The sequence below is a fragment of the Bacteroides faecalis genome (assembly GCF_003865075.1).
Taxonomy (GTDB): domain Bacteria; phylum Bacteroidota; class Bacteroidia; order Bacteroidales; family Bacteroidaceae; genus Bacteroides; species Bacteroides faecalis.
The window spans coordinates 119,310-138,429 of sequence record NZ_BHWB01000003.1; the positions used below are offsets into that span (position 1 = coordinate 119,310).

General features: G+C 38.6%; 15 protein-coding genes. All 15 read right to left on the reverse strand.

From position 1 onward, the window contains the following. Window positions 1-28 precede the first annotated feature (28 nt). Window positions 29-1,519, reverse strand: coding sequence for a DUF5687 family protein (locus EJF25_RS05955; protein ID WP_125040473.1), 1,491 nt, complete (start codon window positions 1,517-1,519; stop codon window positions 29-31). 21 nt (window positions 1,520-1,540) lie between these two features. Then, a complete protein-coding gene (locus tag EJF25_RS05960) occupies window positions 1,541-4,399 on the reverse strand; it encodes a M16 family metallopeptidase (protein ID WP_125040474.1) in 2,859 nt (952 codons plus the stop codon). A 225-nt stretch (window positions 4,400-4,624) separates the two neighbouring features. Next, a complete protein-coding gene (gene kdsA, locus EJF25_RS05965) occupies window positions 4,625-5,425 on the reverse strand; it encodes a 3-deoxy-8-phosphooctulonate synthase (protein ID WP_125040475.1) in 801 nt (266 codons plus the stop codon). Window positions 5,426-5,514: 89 nt separating this feature from the next. Continuing rightward, a complete protein-coding gene (locus EJF25_RS05970) occupies window positions 5,515-6,441 on the reverse strand; it encodes a diacylglycerol/lipid kinase family protein (RefSeq protein ID WP_125040476.1) in 927 nt (308 codons plus the stop codon). 29 nt (window positions 6,442-6,470) lie between these two features. Next, window positions 6,471-7,391 (reverse strand): tRNA (adenosine(37)-N6)-dimethylallyltransferase MiaA, encoded by a 921-nt coding sequence (miaA, locus tag EJF25_RS05975; RefSeq protein ID WP_125040477.1) that lies wholly within the window; start codon window positions 7,389-7,391, stop codon window positions 6,471-6,473. A gap of 77 nt (window positions 7,392-7,468) precedes the next feature. Continuing rightward, the gene (locus tag EJF25_RS05980) at window positions 7,469-10,117 is read right to left on the reverse strand and encodes a TonB-dependent receptor plug domain-containing protein (RefSeq protein ID WP_125040478.1); all 2,649 of its coding nucleotides are present in this window, start codon (window positions 10,115-10,117) and stop codon (window positions 7,469-7,471) included. Between the two features lie 14 nt (window positions 10,118-10,131). Next, a complete protein-coding gene (locus tag EJF25_RS05985) occupies window positions 10,132-11,337 on the reverse strand; it encodes a transporter (RefSeq protein ID WP_125040479.1) in 1,206 nt (401 codons plus the stop codon). A gap of 66 nt (window positions 11,338-11,403) precedes the next feature. Next, window positions 11,404-12,048: an ATP-binding cassette domain-containing protein gene (locus EJF25_RS05990; RefSeq protein ID WP_125040480.1), complete on the reverse strand. Its 645-nt coding sequence runs from the start codon at window positions 12,046-12,048 to the stop codon at window positions 11,404-11,406. 16 nt (window positions 12,049-12,064) lie between these two features. Beyond that, entirely contained in the window at window positions 12,065-13,612 is a 1,548-nt protein-coding gene (locus EJF25_RS05995) for a DUF4836 family protein (RefSeq protein ID WP_125040481.1), read from the reverse strand. Between the two features lie 27 nt (window positions 13,613-13,639). Beyond that, window positions 13,640-14,338, reverse strand: coding sequence for a 16S rRNA (uracil(1498)-N(3))-methyltransferase (locus tag EJF25_RS06000; protein ID WP_125040482.1), 699 nt, complete (start codon window positions 14,336-14,338; stop codon window positions 13,640-13,642). Between the two features lie 6 nt (window positions 14,339-14,344). Beyond that, on the reverse strand, window positions 14,345-14,938 hold the full coding sequence (locus EJF25_RS06005) for a bifunctional nuclease family protein (protein WP_125040483.1): 594 nt from the start codon (window positions 14,936-14,938) through the stop codon (window positions 14,345-14,347). A gap of 11 nt (window positions 14,939-14,949) precedes the next feature. After that, the gene (locus EJF25_RS06010; protein ID WP_125040484.1) at window positions 14,950-16,200 is read right to left on the reverse strand and encodes a nucleoside permease; all 1,251 of its coding nucleotides are present in this window, start codon (window positions 16,198-16,200) and stop codon (window positions 14,950-14,952) included. Window positions 16,201-16,531: 331 nt separating this feature from the next. Then, a complete protein-coding gene (locus tag EJF25_RS06015) occupies window positions 16,532-17,710 on the reverse strand; it encodes a class I SAM-dependent rRNA methyltransferase (protein ID WP_125040485.1) in 1,179 nt (392 codons plus the stop codon). Between the two features lie 45 nt (window positions 17,711-17,755). Then, window positions 17,756-18,415, reverse strand: a complete 660-nt coding sequence (locus EJF25_RS06020; protein WP_125040486.1) for a 3'-5' exonuclease — start codon at window positions 18,413-18,415, stop codon at window positions 17,756-17,758. A gap of 5 nt (window positions 18,416-18,420) precedes the next feature. Beyond that, window positions 18,421-19,101: a DUF5063 domain-containing protein gene (locus tag EJF25_RS06025; RefSeq protein WP_125040487.1), complete on the reverse strand. Its 681-nt coding sequence runs from the start codon at window positions 19,099-19,101 to the stop codon at window positions 18,421-18,423. Window positions 19,102-19,120: the final 19 nt, after the last annotated feature.

Consider the following 19,120-nt stretch of genomic DNA (forward strand, 5'->3'; position numbering starts at 1 on the left):
ATTTTAGGGGTTATTGTTTCATGTATATTTATTGGCGGCTGTTTCTGAAACCTTCCATATTTTCATATCGGTGTTTCATAAAGCGCTGATATATGTTTCTTATCCAGTATGGTGAAGACAAGATGAATCCCAGCCCAATTATTAAAAGTGTGATATGAGCTATTGTTTCTCCAAATAATGCATTCAATGCACTATATAAAAGTAGGGGAACTCCAAAAGCACATAAACTAATGATTATCTGAATACCGCCGTTGCTCTGGCGAGTGGTCACTTTTTCGTTCAGTGGAATCGTTTGTTTGTTGTAAACAACTAACTGTAGATTACAAAAATAGATGAATCCTATTGTATAGAAAAACCAGGAGAAAGCTCCCAGTAAAGTCAATTTGTTCATTATGATAGCTGGAATCATCAATGTGAATGGTATAATTTCTCCTATGCTATACACATAATATTTAGCTCTCAATAGACTTAGGATAGATCCTTTACGGGACATCATTCCATCCAGATAGTTTCCTTCAAATGACATCGTTCGTATAAGAATGATCATTCCAAATACACTGAAATTGTATATGGCAATGAAGGTGGGCATAAAACCTCCATCATAAAGGTTTGAAAAGCTTAGTACACAGCTAAACATAATAATTAAAACGAAAGTGTTACGTAACAAACCTTTGCAGCTGCGATTGCGTAAAAGCATTTTTAATTCTAGTCGCATATATTCTCCCACTTCCCCATAACGCTCGAAGAACTTATAGTCGGAGACATGTTTAATTTTTGAATCGTTTGTTTTTGCCAGTTCAGCATAGATGAGACCGGAAATGACTCTGCGGTTAATCCACCATAAAATAGCTATAATAAGTATCGTACCCAGAAAATAAAGGATATTCCCTTCCATATATCCATCTCCCAAATCTATCAGAAAAGAAGATACCGGACTATCGGGAATAATAAGTAGAAAAGTGATCCCGCCATAAAAAGCGACAGGAAGCAATATCCACCAAATACGTTCATTGATAAGTGTGCGGCAAAGCAAATACCAGTAGTTGTTTATAAGAATAATGAGCCAGATACCTATAAGATAGCTGATAACACCTAAAACACCAAAGAATTTTGTAATTGTGAGGAAGGAAAAAGGGACAAAGAGAAACAACCAGAATAGATTGAATAAGCTTAGTCCGGAACGTAAAAGTAAAAAATCGATGATACGTTTTTTTTTAACCGGCAACAGGAGGTAAGGTTTTACCTCCTGGGTCGGTGTTTTTTGAAACGGAATACGCAACAGGAAATCCAGTGCCAGAATAAAAATCAGGGCGATGCCGTTCATTACATGATATGGTTCCCAATTGGGAACCATATTTGTAAACGAAGAGGCAAGTATTGTACCGAAGAATATCAAGTAACCGGCCCAACCGGCCGCCATTACATAGCTGATAATTTTACCCGCTAAATTCTCCTCATACATCGGATGTCGCCTGGCAGCAAGCCGTCCATGTCTGCGTAATTCGTTAAATATTATCATACAGTTGATCGTTGAAGAATATTATTTATCTGCTTTCTTAATATCTTCTTCAGGTACAGTCATAGTGACTTGAATTTCATTCTTCTGCTTCAGCAATTTGTCAAGGAATACCTTTACATCTTTTGCTGTCATGTTGTTAATCAACTCTTCATACCCTTTTGTTGAATCAATGCCACTGTAGAAATATGCATTCAAGTTACTTAGCCAATAGCTGTTTTCTTTTTGTGCATCTTTGTAATTCTTCAGCATATATTCTTTGATCTTTTGCATGTGTTCTTCAGACGGGCCTTCTTTAGCCATTTTTTGAAGCTGCTCGGTTACGATACTTGCCAATTTGGCTTTCTTAACCGGATCAGGATCAGTCTGGAATACAATCTGCAAAGTAAGCTCTTCCTTCGGATACTGGCTAAGACTACCATTGCAATTTACACCGTATGTACCACCTTCTTTTTCACGGATTTCGGCTGTGTAAACCATATCCAATGCTTGTTCAAGGAAGCTGAGAGTTATGTTGTTACGCAAGTCATATTTGCATTTTCCGCTGAATAGGAACATGATAGTTGCCATTGGAGTTTCCTGTTTCTTAGCAAACTCTTTCTTGTAGTTTCCTTTACGGATATTCATCTTCGTATCTTTGAAAGTCTCTTTGCGATTGATAGCAGGTAGACCTCCCAGATATTTAGCAATTAAAGGTTTAACTTCTTCGATATTGATATTACCTACAAAATAGAATTTGAAGTCGCTTGCATCTTTGAAGCGGTCCATATACATTTCGATGATACGATCGTAATTGATATTGTCAACCATTTCTTCTTTTAGATCCAACATACGAGGATGGTTACCATATAGAATATGAGATACGGTATCCTGGAATGCTTTCATCGGATTGGCATCTTTATTTTGTAAAGCAGCTTTTAGACGATTCTTGTATGATTCGAATGCTTCGTTATCCTTGCGTGGAGCAGTGAAAGACAAATAAGTCAGTTGCATCATTGTTTCAAAGTCTCTTGGAGGGCAGCTTCCTGAAACAGATTCTGTCAATGAACTTACTGATGTACCTACAGAAGCGCGTTTACCTGCAAGAGCTTTGCTCAATTCAACTTTATTGAAGTTGCCGAGACCGCCTACTGTTGCTACGCTGTTAATCTGAGAGATATCCAGAATTTCATTATCCGGGAATAAGCTGGTACCACCGAAGCTAATGCCTTGCATTAAGATTTGGTCAGCTTTAAAATCTGTCGGTTTGATATATACAGTCACACCATTAGAAAGTACTAATTTAGTTGATCCATAGATTTCTCCACTATTTTCAGAAACAATTGTTCCACCTTTTGGCTCTTCTGAAAGCAAAGGCTCAGTAGAAACTTTATCCTCATACGCTTTAACATCGAGTGTTTTAGTTTCTTTCAACCATGTAGCAATTTCTTCTTTAGTTGGATATTTCATACCTTCTTTTTCAGGACCTGCCATCATAACTACCTGATTGTTATCAGTGAGCAGCTGTCCCATGATTTGGTTGATATATTCAACTGTAATTTGTGGAGCTAATTGTTTGATGATCGCACATTCAGCTTCAAGACCCGGGATTGGTTCATTGTCGAGGAAGCTGTTAACATATTCGTCTACAAAACCACCGCTCTTTCTCTTATCACGTTCATTATAAGCTGTCTCGATAGCTTGCAGGTAATTAGCGCGTGCACGTTCGTACTCTGTTGCAGTAAATCCGAAACGACGTGCGCGTTCAGCTTCTTGCAGTACAGTCTTCATAGCCAGCTCAATACCGTCCAATTTGCTGCTACCACTCAAAGTGAAGGCTTCTTTGGTTTTGGCAAGGAAGAAGTTGCCATAACCGGCATTTGCGCTTGTGAAAGGAGGTTCAGCTGTTTGGATCAGTTCTGCCAAACGAGTGTTCAACATGGTGATTGCCATATTCAACATATACTGAGTTGCATAATAATTGACAGTATTCTTTATTGAATCCGGAGTGGCTTCATGTTTGTAGAAGATGTTGAAAGAAGGAGTTTTCACTTCTTTATCCGTACCAATATAGATCAGAGGTTCCTGGTTGTCTGGTACCGGATAATAGATGCGTTCTGCCGGGCTTGTCGGAGCTTTTACATCGGCGAACACCTTCTTCAATTTAGCTTCGATATCGTCTACATTAATGTCACCTACAATTACAATTCCTTGTAAATCAGGGCGATACCATTTTGCGTAATATTCGCGAATGTCCTGATAAGGGAAGTTATTAATAACATCGATGCTTCCGATAGGCATACAATCGGAATATTTAGAATCTGGGAACAAGGTAGGCAGAGCATCAGTCATGATACGTTGCATTCCACTGTTACGGCTTCTCCATTCTTCACGAATCACACCACGTTCTTTGTCGATTTCTTTGTCGAGCAATTTGATAGCGCTTGACCAGTCGTGCAGAATAAGCAGACAAGAGTCTACTACATTTATATTTTCAGTAGGAACATTACTGATGTTGTAAACTGTTTGATCAACGCTGGTGTATGCATTCAGGTTAGTGCCGAATTTAATACCTTTGGTTTCACACCAAGGGATGATACCTAATCCATTTTCATCACCCGGGAAATTTTTAGTTCCGTTAAAAGCCATATGTTCCAGAAAGTGGGCCAAACCACGTTGCTGTGGTTCTTCAAGAATAGAACCTACTTTTTGTGCGATGTAGAATTCCGCACGTTTTTCCGGGAGTGCGTTGTGACGAATGTAATAAGTAAGCCCGTTGTCCAGTTTACCAATGCGGACATCTTTGTCCACAGGTAGCGTTTGCATGGGCTGTGCAAACACGAATTGGAAATTGCAGCATATCGTTAAGACTGCAATAAATAATCCACGTAATAAATGTTTCATGTTTTATATTTAATTAAAAAAAATATTCTTGTTCTATTAGTTTCGCTAGTCATATATGTTAAACCAATAATGTATTATTCTTTATGATAACTTATTTTATTCCGGTTTATCTTATTCCGAGCTTGATCATTAAAACCTTTAACTGATTTCTCTGTTCGATCAAATTTCTAACAATGTCTGTAACATCTTAAGACTGATCGTAAATGTCTCATCGCTTGATATATATTATTTGACAGCTTCCCGTATTCTTACTAGTTTAGTCAATAATCCTTCTAATAAGTCCAGTTTCAGCATATTAGCCCCATCACTTTTGGCTACTGCCGGGTTTTCGTGAGTTTCAATAAATAGTCCGTCGGCGCCTACGGCAATACCTGCTTTTGCAACAGTTTCAATCAGTTGTGGCATTCCGCCTGTCACACCATTGGTCTGATTCGGTTGTTGTAATGAGTGAGTAACATCCAATATTACAGGATAACCGAATGATTGCATTTCAGGAATACCACGATAATCAATTACTAAATCCTGATAACCGAAAGTCGTACCACGTTCAGTCAGCATCACATTTTTGTTTCCAGCTTCCACCACTTTATCTGCTGCAAATTGCATAGCGATAGGAGAGAGGAACTGTCCTTTTTTGATATTTATAATTTTCCCGGTTTTTGCAGCTGCAATCAGAAGATCGGTTTGACGGCAAAGAAATGCTGGAATCTGGAGTATGTCTACATATTCTGCGGCCATTTCTGCTTCGTCGGCTGCATGAATGTCTGTTACGGTAGGAACACCAAAAGTATCATGTACCTTTTTCAATATTTTGAGTGCTTTCTCATCACCGATACCCATAAAAGAATCCATACGTGAACGGTTTGCTTTGCGGTAAGAACCTTTGAAAACATAAGGAATCTTCAGAGATTCAGTGATTTTGACTACACGTTCTGCAATACGCATTGCCATATCTTCGCCTTCTATCACACATGGACCTGCCAGCAGAAAGAAATTATTGGCAGGATTGTTTTTAAGTTCTATCATTTTAGTATTTACAAATTACGAGTTACAAAATTACAGTCTTTTTAATTAATAGGATTAAACAGATAGGTTCATTTTACTCTATTTATCGCTTATTTAGGAATAATCAGTGTTGTCTTCTCTAAAAGCACACCTATTTCTAACGGGAAATGTTTTGGTAAAAGACGACCATCTAAATCTACGGAAGCATTTTGTGCACGTAGCACTTTAACTTTCCGTGTCCGGTAACTTTTCACCGTCTTATGATTCAAAATTCTTCCTTGAATCAACATCCAAAGCCCGGAAATGATTTGCAGAAATTCCGGCCGATAGATGACAGATACATCCAACCAGCCGTTATAGGGTACAGCACTTGGTGTTTGTCCCCAACCCCATGCACTACCTACACAGACAGTCATGATACGCCCGCGGATATGTTCGTCATTGATCCGAAGATGCATACGATAGAGTTTCCGTTCAAATATCAATGAAAATAGTGCAGCTAAGTATGATAAAAATTTAACTCCCCAGAAACGTTTGGTCTGATCGGTGATTTTTACGATTCGTGCACCTAGACCAATATTGACAGCATTAAGGAAATAGCGACGTTGATGATCTTGCCCATCATAGTAAGAGCAATACCCCACGTCTATTTTTTTGAGACGATGATTGATAATACAATCTACAGCTGTTTTATATTCGGTAGTAAGTCCCCAGTATTTGGCAAAGTCATTTCCAATTCCATTCGGAATAATACCAAGAGCGATATTATCCTTATCTTCAGCATCAGAGAGCATAATCCCATTGATAGCATCATTCAGCGCACCATCACCACCTACAATAACAATTGTACGATAACCATTATTAGCAAGAATTTTGGATAGACGTTCCACTGAACCGAAACCTTCGGATTGTACATAGTCATAATCGACACCTTTGCCGTCCATATACTCCTTGATCTCTTTCCATCGTTTCTGTACCTTGCGGGTACCGGCTTTAGGGTTGTAAATAACTCCCCATTTTCCTGGTTCTACACTCATATAAAACTAATAAATATGCGACAAAGATACTAAAACTCTTGCAGTTTATCTAATACAAATGCTAACTTTTCTTCCATAGGTAGCTCAGCACTAATCCAATGGATGGTAAATCCTCTCCGTTCCATACCACGAAACCAGGTCATCTGACGCTTGGCAAACTGATGAATAGCTGTTTCCAAACCTGTGAACATCTCTTCATAAGTTAGTTTTCCTATGACATATAATGTCAGGTATTTATATTCCAAACCGTAATAAATGAGATCGTCCGGAGTGGTCCCCTGCGCGATTAAATGCCGTACTTCATCCACCATCCCTTCATCCAATCGTTGCTTTAAACGGCGGGTAATCTTCTCGCGTCTCAGTTCCCGATCGATGTCTACACCAATAATAAGGCTGTTTAGCTTTGGAAATTCCCGTTCAGGGACTGGATGTGCCATATAATACTCTTCAATTTCTATGGCGCGTATAGCACGTTTTACGGTATCTACATCCGTAGAGTTGTGCAGAGTCTTATATTGGCTTAACATACTGGTCAATTCTTCAAGAGAATAATTAGCTAGGCGGGCACGTAATTCCGGGTCCTCAGGTACAGGCAGTAGCTTATAACCTTTCAGTACAGCTTCAAGATACATACCTGTTCCTCCACATAAAACGGGGAGACAGCCTTTTTGTTTGATAGAATCGTAAGAAATCAGGAAATCCCGTTGATATTCGAACACATTGTATTTATATCCGGGATCGGCAATATCGATCAGGTGATATGGAATAGTATGTCCGTTAATCGTGTAATCGGCCAAGTCCTTTCCGGTACCAAGATCCATACCTCGATAAATCTGACGGGAGTCGGCACTGATAATTTCTGTATTTAATTTGTGAGCCAAAGCGGTAGCAAATGGTGTCTTGCCCGAAGCGGTAGGTCCGAGTATGGCAATTAAATCATAGTCCGGCATAGTTTCATTCTTTAAAATGTCGGGCAAAAATACGAAATTATCTGATATAGAGGCGTTCCTGTATCTATGTTTTTAGGTTATTTATTAATCGTTTGTTGTACACGGTAAACTTTTCCATTTTTATCCACTCCTTCAATGGTGATAGTCTGAGGAGCTTTGCTATCTGCTGTATAGTATTCTATTGTAGCTTTCCCTTCGTTATCGAATTGTAAAGATGGATTCCAGTAAATGGTGGTTCGTAAATCTGATTTCGCGAGGTCCGCTTTTTCAGGAAAGGCGTAAGTCGGATGGTAGAATTCTACAGTATCACAATATCCTAATGGGGTATAGGTTGCAATTCCTGGTACTGGTTTTCTAGGAATGTCTTTCGGGTCTTTTAATGTGATGACGATGGCACCTGCTGCAGCACGAGGACCCAAAATCATTGTATCTGTCTCACGAAGAAGGCTTATGCTCGATATGTTATCCGCAAAAATATCTTTTAATAAGTAATCATCATTGTCATAAATGATATCATTAATAACGATTGCCGGTTGATCGGCATTATTGCGGATATGTAATTCACTTCCATTTGAAACGGTAACTCCCGGAAGATTGATGGCAATATCGTAAGCCGTTCGTCCTGCATATTGTTTTAGTCTGTCTCCTTCAAGAGTATAGGTATTGATACCGCCTGTATAAATACTTTTGGAACTGGCTTTTTCACGCCTGGCAGTTACAAGAACTTCTTTGAGGTTATAAACGCGCATACCTCCCTCCATGTAATATTGGTCACGAGTGTTGAGCAGATAATCCTGCATTAAAGTAGGCATTCCATTGTAGAACGGACTCTTATGATATATCTTTGGATATTGGAGTGTATCCATCTCGATTTCAACTCCGGGAAATCCTTTTTGGGTACGTGCTTGGACAACAAACGTAGTACTGTCTTTGAATGAGGTGTTGATAACAAACTCTCCCTTTTCGTCAGTAATGGTTGTTGCAAATATGTTTTCTTTGGGTGCTAAAGCGTAAATAGGTCCCTTTTTTACATTATTGCCAAAGAAACCCCTGATTCGGCCACTAATTGTTTGTCCCTGTTCTATATAATTCTTGAAATTTAATGAAGGAGGGATAACGAGATTTTTGAGAAGATGTCTTCTCCATCCATGTGTCATCATCAAGAAGTCCAATGCACGAAGTGTTTTAAAATCTTGGTTAAGGAAATAATATCCAGGATTTTCTACATATCCTTTCAAATCAGAAGTTAGCAGGAGATTTGATAAAATATTATCGGCAAGAGAATCGGGTTGAACTTTCTGTCGGTCTGTAATGCTAATAGAGAAACTACCAGCAATAGGATTGTTATTATAGTCTTTTCCTGAAATTTGCAGAGATACTTTTTCTTTTTTGCCATAAGAAGGTTTGTCAGCAACAATCTGCCATTGACCGGATTTTCTGTCGGGAACGAATATTAACCGTTCACTAAGAGTGTTTCCCCTTCCATCGATTAATAAAAAATGAGTAATTCCTTCCTGAAACAAACTATCATTCATTCTTCCGAAAGTATTGGGTGGATTGATCGGTTGTAAGATAGTAAGTTTTTCCCGGGTATGGGCAACTAAAAATAGTTTTTGAGGCCATTCAGTAGTTTTTGTTTTTTGAATCTCAAAACGTATGTCATCGCGACGATGTGTCATGGAAAGAGCAATACCTTTTTCTTCTACAGTCGGGAGATTAAAACGTTTCGTGATTCCGTCACTGCTCTTGATCATGGCATAATAAGCGTCCGGAACAATCGTACTCAATGTGAAAACTCCCATTCCATCATGCTCTGAACGGAAAGAGCTTAAGGTATCTCCTTTGGAATTAAAGAGAGTACCCTCCACTTCTTTGGAGAAACCATCTGATCCTTGTGCTTTAAAAGCTACATTTTGATGAGAAATGGCAAGCAAAGCACCCCCCTCCGGGAAGAATGTAACATCGAAATCCTTCCCAAAAACAGGTAGATAGAAAACTTTCTTATAAATGTATTCCGGATCATCAAACACTACTTCAAGACTGCGGTTAGCACTTGGTTTCAAGTCGGGAAGAGAAATCGATATCAGACCTTTTGAGTCTGTTTGTTTTTTCCCTTTATCTTTTACTTTTCCGTTTTCAATGTAACGATAACGAATATTGGTGTTAATGAAAGGTTCTTGTGTATTACTGCTGAATCTTATTTTTGCAGTATAATGCGTTTCGTCCTCCTTTTGGTATTCTATGGTTGAAATAATTGTATTGTCGATGGAATTTCCGATTTTCAGGTTACATGAATAGATGAAGTCAGGATCCTCATTCAACATCCAACTGCTATATCCTCGTAGATAATAATCTCCGGCTGGGAGAGTAGCGGGTAACGTAAAAGCATTATGAAATCCCAAAGAGTCACGTCGAACCTTTCTGCGTTCCAGAACAGAGTCAGAACGATTGATAAGTTCTGTAATGATGAAGTTGCTTTGAGAGTTATCTTGATGAGTAGTGGCATTTACAAGATATCCTTTAAACCATATTTTTTCTCCTGCTCCATAATAAGGTTTGTCCAAGTGTAGATATAACTTTTCATTTGGTATTTTTTCCCGAATATTGAAATTAGCGATAATCGTATCTTGCATTTCTTGTGCTGATAACGATGAGAAGCATAGCAACATTCCAAGAGCTATCTTTATACTGCTTCTTTTGGTCGAAAAGATGATTTTGCTTGTCATAGTGTATTTGTATTTTAATTTTTATGCATCCAGATTGAGATAACTTTTCGTCTGACTGCTAATATATTGATAATGGAAACAATAAGAAATAAGAAAATTCCCATGCCAATCGCTAACCATAAAGAACCGGTTTCCAATTGTGGGAAGAGTAAACGAATACTATCTATATAATAAGTACGTAACCAGGATACAATGCCGATAGATAATAAGAGTACAATGACGTTTAATCCTACTGTCAATATCTGATATGGTAAAGCAACCCTGTTAGGACTGTATCCGATTAACAACAAACTTTCCAGTTTGGTGGTGTTTTTTTGAAGTAACAAAAAGATACTTAACATTAGAATATAGAATGACAGGACACTGATAAATAATCCTACTCCTAATACAATACCAACGATCAGGCGAAGGAAATAAGTTGTTTTTCCAGCATCCAGTTTTCCGTCTTCTGTCTCGTAGCCTTTTTTTTGGAAATAGCTGGCGATGGCAGAGTCGGCAGGATTATTCACTTCGATAATCAAACGTGCCGGTTGTGCTTCTGTTTCCGGTGCAAATTTTTTGTTTGCCCAGTCCATAAATGATTGAGGTACTAAAATGGTATTTAAGCGGTTTGAAAAACCGACAATATTTCCTTTGTATTGTTCTATCTCTCCATTGCCGCGTAAGATGATGTTCATTTGGATGAGGCTCATCAATCCTTCCGAAATTTTGGGTAAGCTACGACTCTGGGCAAATCCGAAATTATATAGATTCAGATAATTGCGGGGAATAATAATTGGGATCTCTTGTGTCTCTTTATCGAAGTGCCATTTGTCGAGATTGATGTCTACAAATTCATCGGGTACTGATTCAAAGAACATTTCAGTTGAGAGGTTGATACCTGCTTCTTGCATTCCTAAACCTGCCGAAACTTTGAATTGTGAAGGAGTGAAAGCACCTATCGTTTTAGTGAACGATTGTTTTTTCATATCGGCAATCTCTTCAGGAGAGAAAGCATTACTTTTATTGGTAAAAGTACCAAGCGTACTCACTTTCTTTGTAGCAATAATGAAATCTTTTTTCATAAAACTATCTCCTTCTGTGAATACCGGAATGACATCTTTGTAGAATTGCACGCTGAGCAATACGATCATCATACCGAACAGATTGGCTAAAAAGAAACCGGCTAATTGACCGATACTTATATGTTGGCGGAGAAGTTTCCAGACAAGAGTGTTCATTTACAATCTTCTTATTTATGGTTTACATATACAGGGTTCATCAATCATTTTACTTTGGGAAGTGTGTTATAGTTGCAACACCCGATTGTAGGGCAATTCAATATGCTTTCCAATAGAGGTAACGATAACTCCGGCACTTTGCATTTCTGCTTCAGCAATGATGAGTTCGCCCATTATTCGGCTATTCTCATCATCAAGATGACTGATCGGCTCATCCAGAAAAATAAAGTCGAAAGGTTGGCAGAGTGCACGGATAAAGGCAACTCGTTGTTGTTGCCCAAAAGAAAGTTTCCCTGCTTTCACGTGCAGTTTATCAGTAATACCCAATCTCTCAAATAGTGATAAAATCTCTTTTTTCTTTTTATATCCCGTCAGGTTATTTTTTAATTGCACATTTTCAAGAGCAGTAAGTTCAGTAAAGATGCGTAAATCCTGAAAAAGCATACTCAATGAATGTTTTCTCAGGTGAACCCATTGATTCACAGAGTATGCTTTGATATTGGCATCATCGAAATTAATAATTCCTTGATAGTCGTTGCGATTGCCATAAATATAGCTACACAACGAAGATTTTCCGGTACCGGAAGCGGCCTCTATCAAGTACATCTCACCTTTCAAAAAGGTGAGATCTTGATGCCATACATCCGAAGTTACCGAATTACGGTCAGCAAACACTTGGGGCAGTGTTTGCTGGAGGTGAATACTATTCATACCGTTTATTTACAGATTATATGCCGGCAAATTGTTTGGCAAAATCTACTATTTGTTTAAGTGCATTAACATTTTTATCTTTCAGGCAAAGATCAACTTCGCTGACTTCACCCTCTGAGCTAGAAGACAAATAGGAAATCTGGGAAGCTAAATCAAAATATGTTTTAGCCTCTTTGCCTCCGAAGCCTGTTACCATTTTTACAATAGGCAGGTCCAGAATAGCTTCTACATTAACGGCCACAAACATATTCTTACCTTTCATGTCGGAAGCGTACGGAGTATCTTTGATAGACTTATCTTCTGCCTTACCAATATTCTTATAGAGCAGTTCGTCATTAGTGGCATACATAAATTTGTCTTTTACTCCGAAGAACACATTCATATTTTTCGTTTTGTAAACATACTCATTCTTACCTAATTCAATAATGTCTTCTCCCTTCTTTAATCCTAGATTCTGTTTGTTTTTATAGAGGGCTTCAAGAGCAGAACCATTTTTTACTTCTGCATAAGCTGCAAAAGTAGGCATGTTGGTCATAGTTACATTGATCAATCCACCAGAGATATCACCATTGAAGGAACTGAATAAATCTTTTATTTCAGCAGCTTTTGCGATAGATACTTGGTCACGAAATTCTGCATTCTCGTTGATTATATTATATATTGCTTCTCCATTGATTCCTGCATTGAGAAACATTAATGTAGATGCCGGGAAGTATTTTGTAAATGAGTTATTTGATTTTTTTAAAGCTTCCTGTTGCTTTTTAATCAGAGCTTTTACCTCATCATTTTCTGTATAATTCTCGGTCTTGAGCACAATGCGTCCTTTTTCAAAGCTCAATCCACCTAACACAATGATATCTTCCAGTTTAATATTTGGAGGAAGTGCTAAACTGACTGGTTCTCTGTATTTTTTGGGAGTAGCCATCATAGAAACGAAGAAATTGACATCGTTCTTTTGCTTCATTGCTTTCTGGAAAGCTCCGGATTTAACAATGCTGTTATCGGGAGTTTGTTTCATCAAGTTACCGATTGCTTTCTTTGCCTCTTCTGTTTGAGTATTTCCATTCACTGCAACAATCATAATTGTAGAATTATTGAAAGCAATCAGGCTGCCGTTCATGGTAGTAAACCTATAATCCTCAGTTTCTGTAATAGGTTGAATAAGTTGCTCTTTAAGCATTATATCTAAAGAAGAATTCAGGTCGTTTTCGTTATTTACTTTGGCTACCACTGTAGCATAAGGAAAAGTAGGAGAGGTAAATACATAGAATGGTGATCCCACGTCGATTCCCGATTCACTCGGAGCCTCTATCACTTTTTCCAGTTGCTGGAAAGTGGCTGCATTCATTCCGCTTTTTAATGCGTCCAGTACCTTTTGTTTAGCTGCTTCATTTTCTTTATCATCGAATCCGGCTTTGTTGATTAACGATTTCAAATCAATAGCTGCTACAGCCGAAGCATCAGAGGGTATTACGTTTGTATATTCCGATTGTTTGGAACATGCTGTGAGAAAAACAATCAATACTGCCAGTACTGAGAGTTGTGAAATCATTTTCTTTACCATACTATATTCTTTTAAAATGTTAAGCAATTATTGATTCATCAGATTCAGTGTGTGGCAAGCTACCAGTGCGGCTGTTTCTGTTCGAAGTCGTGATTTCCCGAGACTGATTGGGGTAAAGCCATGATTAATAGCTTTCCGGACTTCTTCTTCACTAAAGTCTCCCTCCGGACCAATCAGAACAAGAGCATCCTCTCCGGGATTCAATTTATTTTTCAAAAACGGTTTTTCTCCTTCATAACAATGGGCAATAAACTTTTGTCCTTGAAACTCCTGAGCAATAAACTTATCAAAGTCGATCATTTCATTGAGTTTGGGCAGACGAGCTTTAAGAGATTGCTTGATGGCGGAAACCAGAATCTTTTCAATGCGCTCTGTCTTAATCACTTTCCGTTCCGAAAACCGGCAATTAAGAAAAGTCAGTTCATCAAATCCTATTTCTGTCGCTTTTTCTACAAACCATTCGTTACGATCCATATTTTTGGTGGGTGCCATAGCAATATGTAAATGGCAGGGCCAAAGTGGTTCCTGAAAAATAGTTTCTTTTATGGTAACGAAACAACGTTTGTTCGTTGCTGCCGTGATTTCTGCTTTATAGAAAAATCCTTTTCCGTCTGTCAGAGTTATCTCATCTCCGGTATTCAGGCGCAAAACACGTGTACAGTGTTGAGCTTCCTCCTCTGGAAGTTCATTACTGGTCTGTATATTAGGAGTATAAAATACGTGCATAATAATTTATTGATTTTGATTTCTTACATTGATCTGATCCCGTATCTTAGCTGCCAGTTCATAATTTTCGGCCTTGATTGCTTTTTCTAATTCTTCTTCAAGTGATATGGAAGTGACATTGGAAGGTGCTGGGTTTTCCTGCTCCTCTTCGTCATTATCGGAATCTTCACTACAGGTTCTCTTTTCATCCGACATATGGAGACATTCCTGTTCAAGGATCGAGTTATATATAAGAATCGGACAGTCTGCACGCACAGCTAAAGCAATAGCATCTGAAGTACGTGCATCAATACGTGTAATTTCGTCGTCTTTTTTAAGGTAAATATAAGAATAAAAGATGCCTTCTTTTGCTTTGTAGATTAATACTCGGAGAAGACTTGCACCCATTACAGTAAGACTCGTCATAAACAAGTCATGAGTTAGAGGGCGAGGGGTTTTGATACCTTTCAGATACAAAGCCGTAGCTTGGGCTTCCGCGGGACCGATGATGATGGGCAACTGTCGTTCGCCGTTTACTTCACCTAGCAACATGGCAAAAGCACCTACTTGTGCCTGGCTATTTGTGATATTTATAACTTGTAATTCTATCTTTTTATCCATTGTTCTTTTACTTAATTTTCTAGCTTTCCTCGTTGGTGCTTGTATTTGAATACTAACGCAAATAAAATGCCTATAACTAAGGCATAAGCTGCAAAAATAAGCCATATATCAACCCATTCGCGGCTAACTAACTGACCATTAGCATATACAGAGAAAGCGTCTACTACAGCACCACTGGCATATCCTCCTATAATCGCACCTAATCCGTTGGTCATCATGAAGAATAACCCTTGTGCACTGGCACGAATGGAAGAATTTGTCTCTTGTTCAACAAACAACGAACCTGAAATGTTGAAAAAGTCAAAAGCCATGCCATAAACGATCATAGAAAGAATAAGCATCCATAAACCACTTCCCGGATCTCCGAAACCGAACAATCCAAAACGGAATACCCACGCAAACATACTGATAAGCATTACCTGCTTGATTCCGAAATGTTTCAGAAAGAAAGGTATGGCAAGGATGAATAATGTCTCAGACATCTGTGATATAGATAACAGGATCACCGAATGTTTCACACCAAAAGAATCTGCAAATTCCGGAATGTTGGCAAAACTGCCGAGGAAGAGGTCCCCATATGTATTTGTAATCTGTAGTGCCGCTCCCAAAAGCATGGAGAATAAGAAGAAAATGGCCATTTTCTTTCTTTTAAATAATACCAGTGCATCCAGCCCAAAAGAGGAAAGAAGTGATTTTTTCTCAGTCTTGGCAGGAGGGCAGGCTGGGAGAGTGAAAGAATACAGTCCCAACAATAAAGCAGATGCACCACCTACATAAAGTTGGGCACTTGAATTTTTAAAACCGGTAAGGTCTACCGCCCACATGGCGCAGATAAAACCGATAGTTCCCCACACGCGGATTGGGGGAAAATCTTTGATCAGATCGCATTTATATTGTTCCAATGCATTGTACGAAACTGTATTAGCGAGTGATAGAGTAGGCATATATACCAGTAGATTGAGTAGCATAGCCCAATACATTTGGTCGTATCCGGTAACTGTAGAAGCATAAAAAAGACATGCAGCACCTGCTATGTGGCAAAGTCCGTATAAGCGTTCGGCATTGAACCATTTATCGGCAATAATACCGATAAGGCCAGGCATGATCAGGGAAGCAATTCCCATAGTGGCGAAAATGGCTCCGATTTGTCCTCCTTCGAAATGAAGTTCTCTACCCATATACCCACCTAATGAAATTAACCATGAACCCCATACAAAGAATTGCAGGAAATTCATAATGATCAAACGAACTTTTACACTCATAACTTTTCTAATTTGTGTTTCTCTTTTATTGAATAATAGATGCAAATATAATATTTTCGTTGATTGAATGGTTAAGTAAATCGATAAAAAGGTAATATAATGGGATAAAAAGAAGTGGAATCGTAAAGAAAGGTATATAAAAAAAGAAGGCTATCTATCCCAGACAGCCAATCTTTATTAACCTTAAATCTAATACCATGAAAAACACAGTGCAAATATACTGTGTTTTATGTTATATAACATAATGTTTTGATGGGAATATTCTATTTGTTAACTCTAATTAACTTTGATGGCGTTTTTATTCTGTTATAGAGTCCAAAAGTATCAAGGATTACTCAACGTACAGTACCAATCCCTTTAGGTATTCACCTTCCGGATGATAAATATTAACCGGATGATCGGCAGGTTGAGTCAGCTGGTGAAGAATACGAACGCTACGACCAGACATAGCTGCTGCTGTGAATACTGCTGTACGGAAATTATCTTTGGTAACTACTTGCGAACAAGAGAATGTAAACAGGATACCTCCCGGTTTTATTTTTTCGAAAGCTTTTGCATTCAACTTCCGGTAGCCTTGCAGTGCATTTCTCAGTGCATCCTTGTGCTTGGCAAAAGCCGGCGGATCAAGAATGATCAAATCGTATTGATCTCCCATGCGATCGAGATATTTGAAGGCATCTTCGGCAAAAGCCTCGTGACGTGGATCACCGGGGAAATTCAATTCTACATTTTTATTCGTCAAGTCAATTGCTTTGGCGGAACTATCTACAGAATGAACGAGTTTAGCTCCTCCACGCATAGCGTAGAACGAAAAGCCACCGGTGTAGCAGAACATGTTCAGTACGGAACGGTCTTTAGCATAACGTTCCAATAATGAACGATTTTCTCTCTGGTCTACAAAAAAACCGGTTTTCTGTCCTTTCAACCAATCTACATGAAATTTCAGACCGTATTCCTGAGCTACGTTATCACTACTTCCTCCTTTCAGAAAACCGTTTTCAGGGAAGAGATCGGCTTTGAAAGGAAGGGTTGTTTCTGATTTATAATAGATGTTTTCAATTTTATCTCCCATTACTTCGGACAATGCTTCCGCAATTACCATACGGTCTATGTGCATTCCGGCAGAGTGTGCTTGCATGACAGCGGTTTTTGCATAAATGTCAATGACTAATCCGGGTAAATTGTCACCTTCTCCATGTACCAGACGATAAGTGTTGTTCGTCGGATTGACAGAGATACCAATGCTGCGGCGCATATCATAGGCGATAGCTAGTTTACGTTTCCAGAAATCCGGATTAATAGGCTCTTGTTGGAAGGAAAGCACTCGTACAGCTATACTTCCAATCTGGAAATGACCTTCGGCTATAAACTCTTTTTTCGAGGTATATACTTCTACTACTTCACCTTCTTCGGGTTCTCCGTCGATATGGGAAATAGCTCCGGAGAAAATCCAGGGATGAAATCTTTTAAGAGATTCTTCTTTACCGGGTTTGAGATATACTTTATGCATGGTCGTTTATTTTAGATAGAATAGAAATGAAATACTATTTGTCAATTATTTGTTAGTTGTTGCCGGAGAATTGGTAATTGCTTCTTTCTCAGGTGAAGGAAGATTCTCAACTTCATAATCCCCTGTACGTTTAAGTTCTTGCAAGAGATTGTAAATGTTAAGACATGCCCAAGCGTCAGTGGCGGCGTATTGTTTTTGTCCGTCACTTAATACGTCAGCTTCCCAATTGGATAATCGTTGTGATTTGGAGATCTTTTCTTTAAACAAGATGCCATATATTTTCTGCAAACTCTTGTCTAGTATTCCGAATTGGCGTACATAATCCTGTAACTCGACACAATTCTTTTGATTAAAAGGGGCCCGCTTATGCAACATCATGAAATCATCTTTCAACGAAAGTCCCACTTTGATAATATTCGGATTTTCTAATAGATCAATGAGTGGCTGTATAAGTCCCATCATGTTGAGGCGGAACAGAAAACAGCATTCATCTGAAGAAATCTGAAGGAGAGCTACCTTGTGAGATTGGCCTTTGGTAAAAGACGGACGTGTTTCGCTGTCAATACCCAATATGGGTTGCGATTGGAGATATTCAACCGCCTTGATTGTTTCCATTTCCGATTGGATAACATGAATCCGTCCCGGAAAAACAGTTTTCGGGAGATCTTTTATTTCGTCTTTATTTATAGTTCTTTTTAATATCATTTTGTTTATTCGTCATCATGACAATGGCAGCCGTCTTCGTGGCAGTGACAATCATGATCATCGCAATGGCATTCATCATGGTCGTGGCAATGGAAATCATCTTCTCCACAACAATAATTGTCATTGTCTGGTTCGTTATATTCTTCTTCGTTATTCTCATCTTCTTCGTCATTCTGGTTGTATTTCACATCGTGAAGTGCACGTAGTGTATTCACTAGTTTCTGTCCCCAGAGCATTCCGAAGTTTTCCTGGCAGATGGTCAATGAATCGTTCATCGTTTCATTCAATCCGAGTTGGAAGACGAAAATAAAATCTTTAATGTCCTGGTAGATATCAGCCAAATCTTCCGAAATAGATTTCTTGATGGGCTGATCGCTATAAGCCATGTCCTGTACGAATACATCCAGATAATCATCTTTTTCTCCCATTAAACCTGCTAGGTTTATACGCAGAATTTCATAAATTTCTTCAGTGACATACGTTTCAGGAGCCTCGTCTCCAATAGTTTCACATTTGGGAAGCATAGAAGCTTTCAGATAGAGTAGAGGCAATATTTTGAGTGACGTATCAACGAAAGTACTACGTTTCATACTCTCGGCGCGTTCGAGAAATCCACAGAACTCGGCGGCCACCGTTACAAATTCAATTACATTCTTTTCGAATATCGTTTGGCTCTCTTTTTCCATAATCAGCTTGATTTGAAAC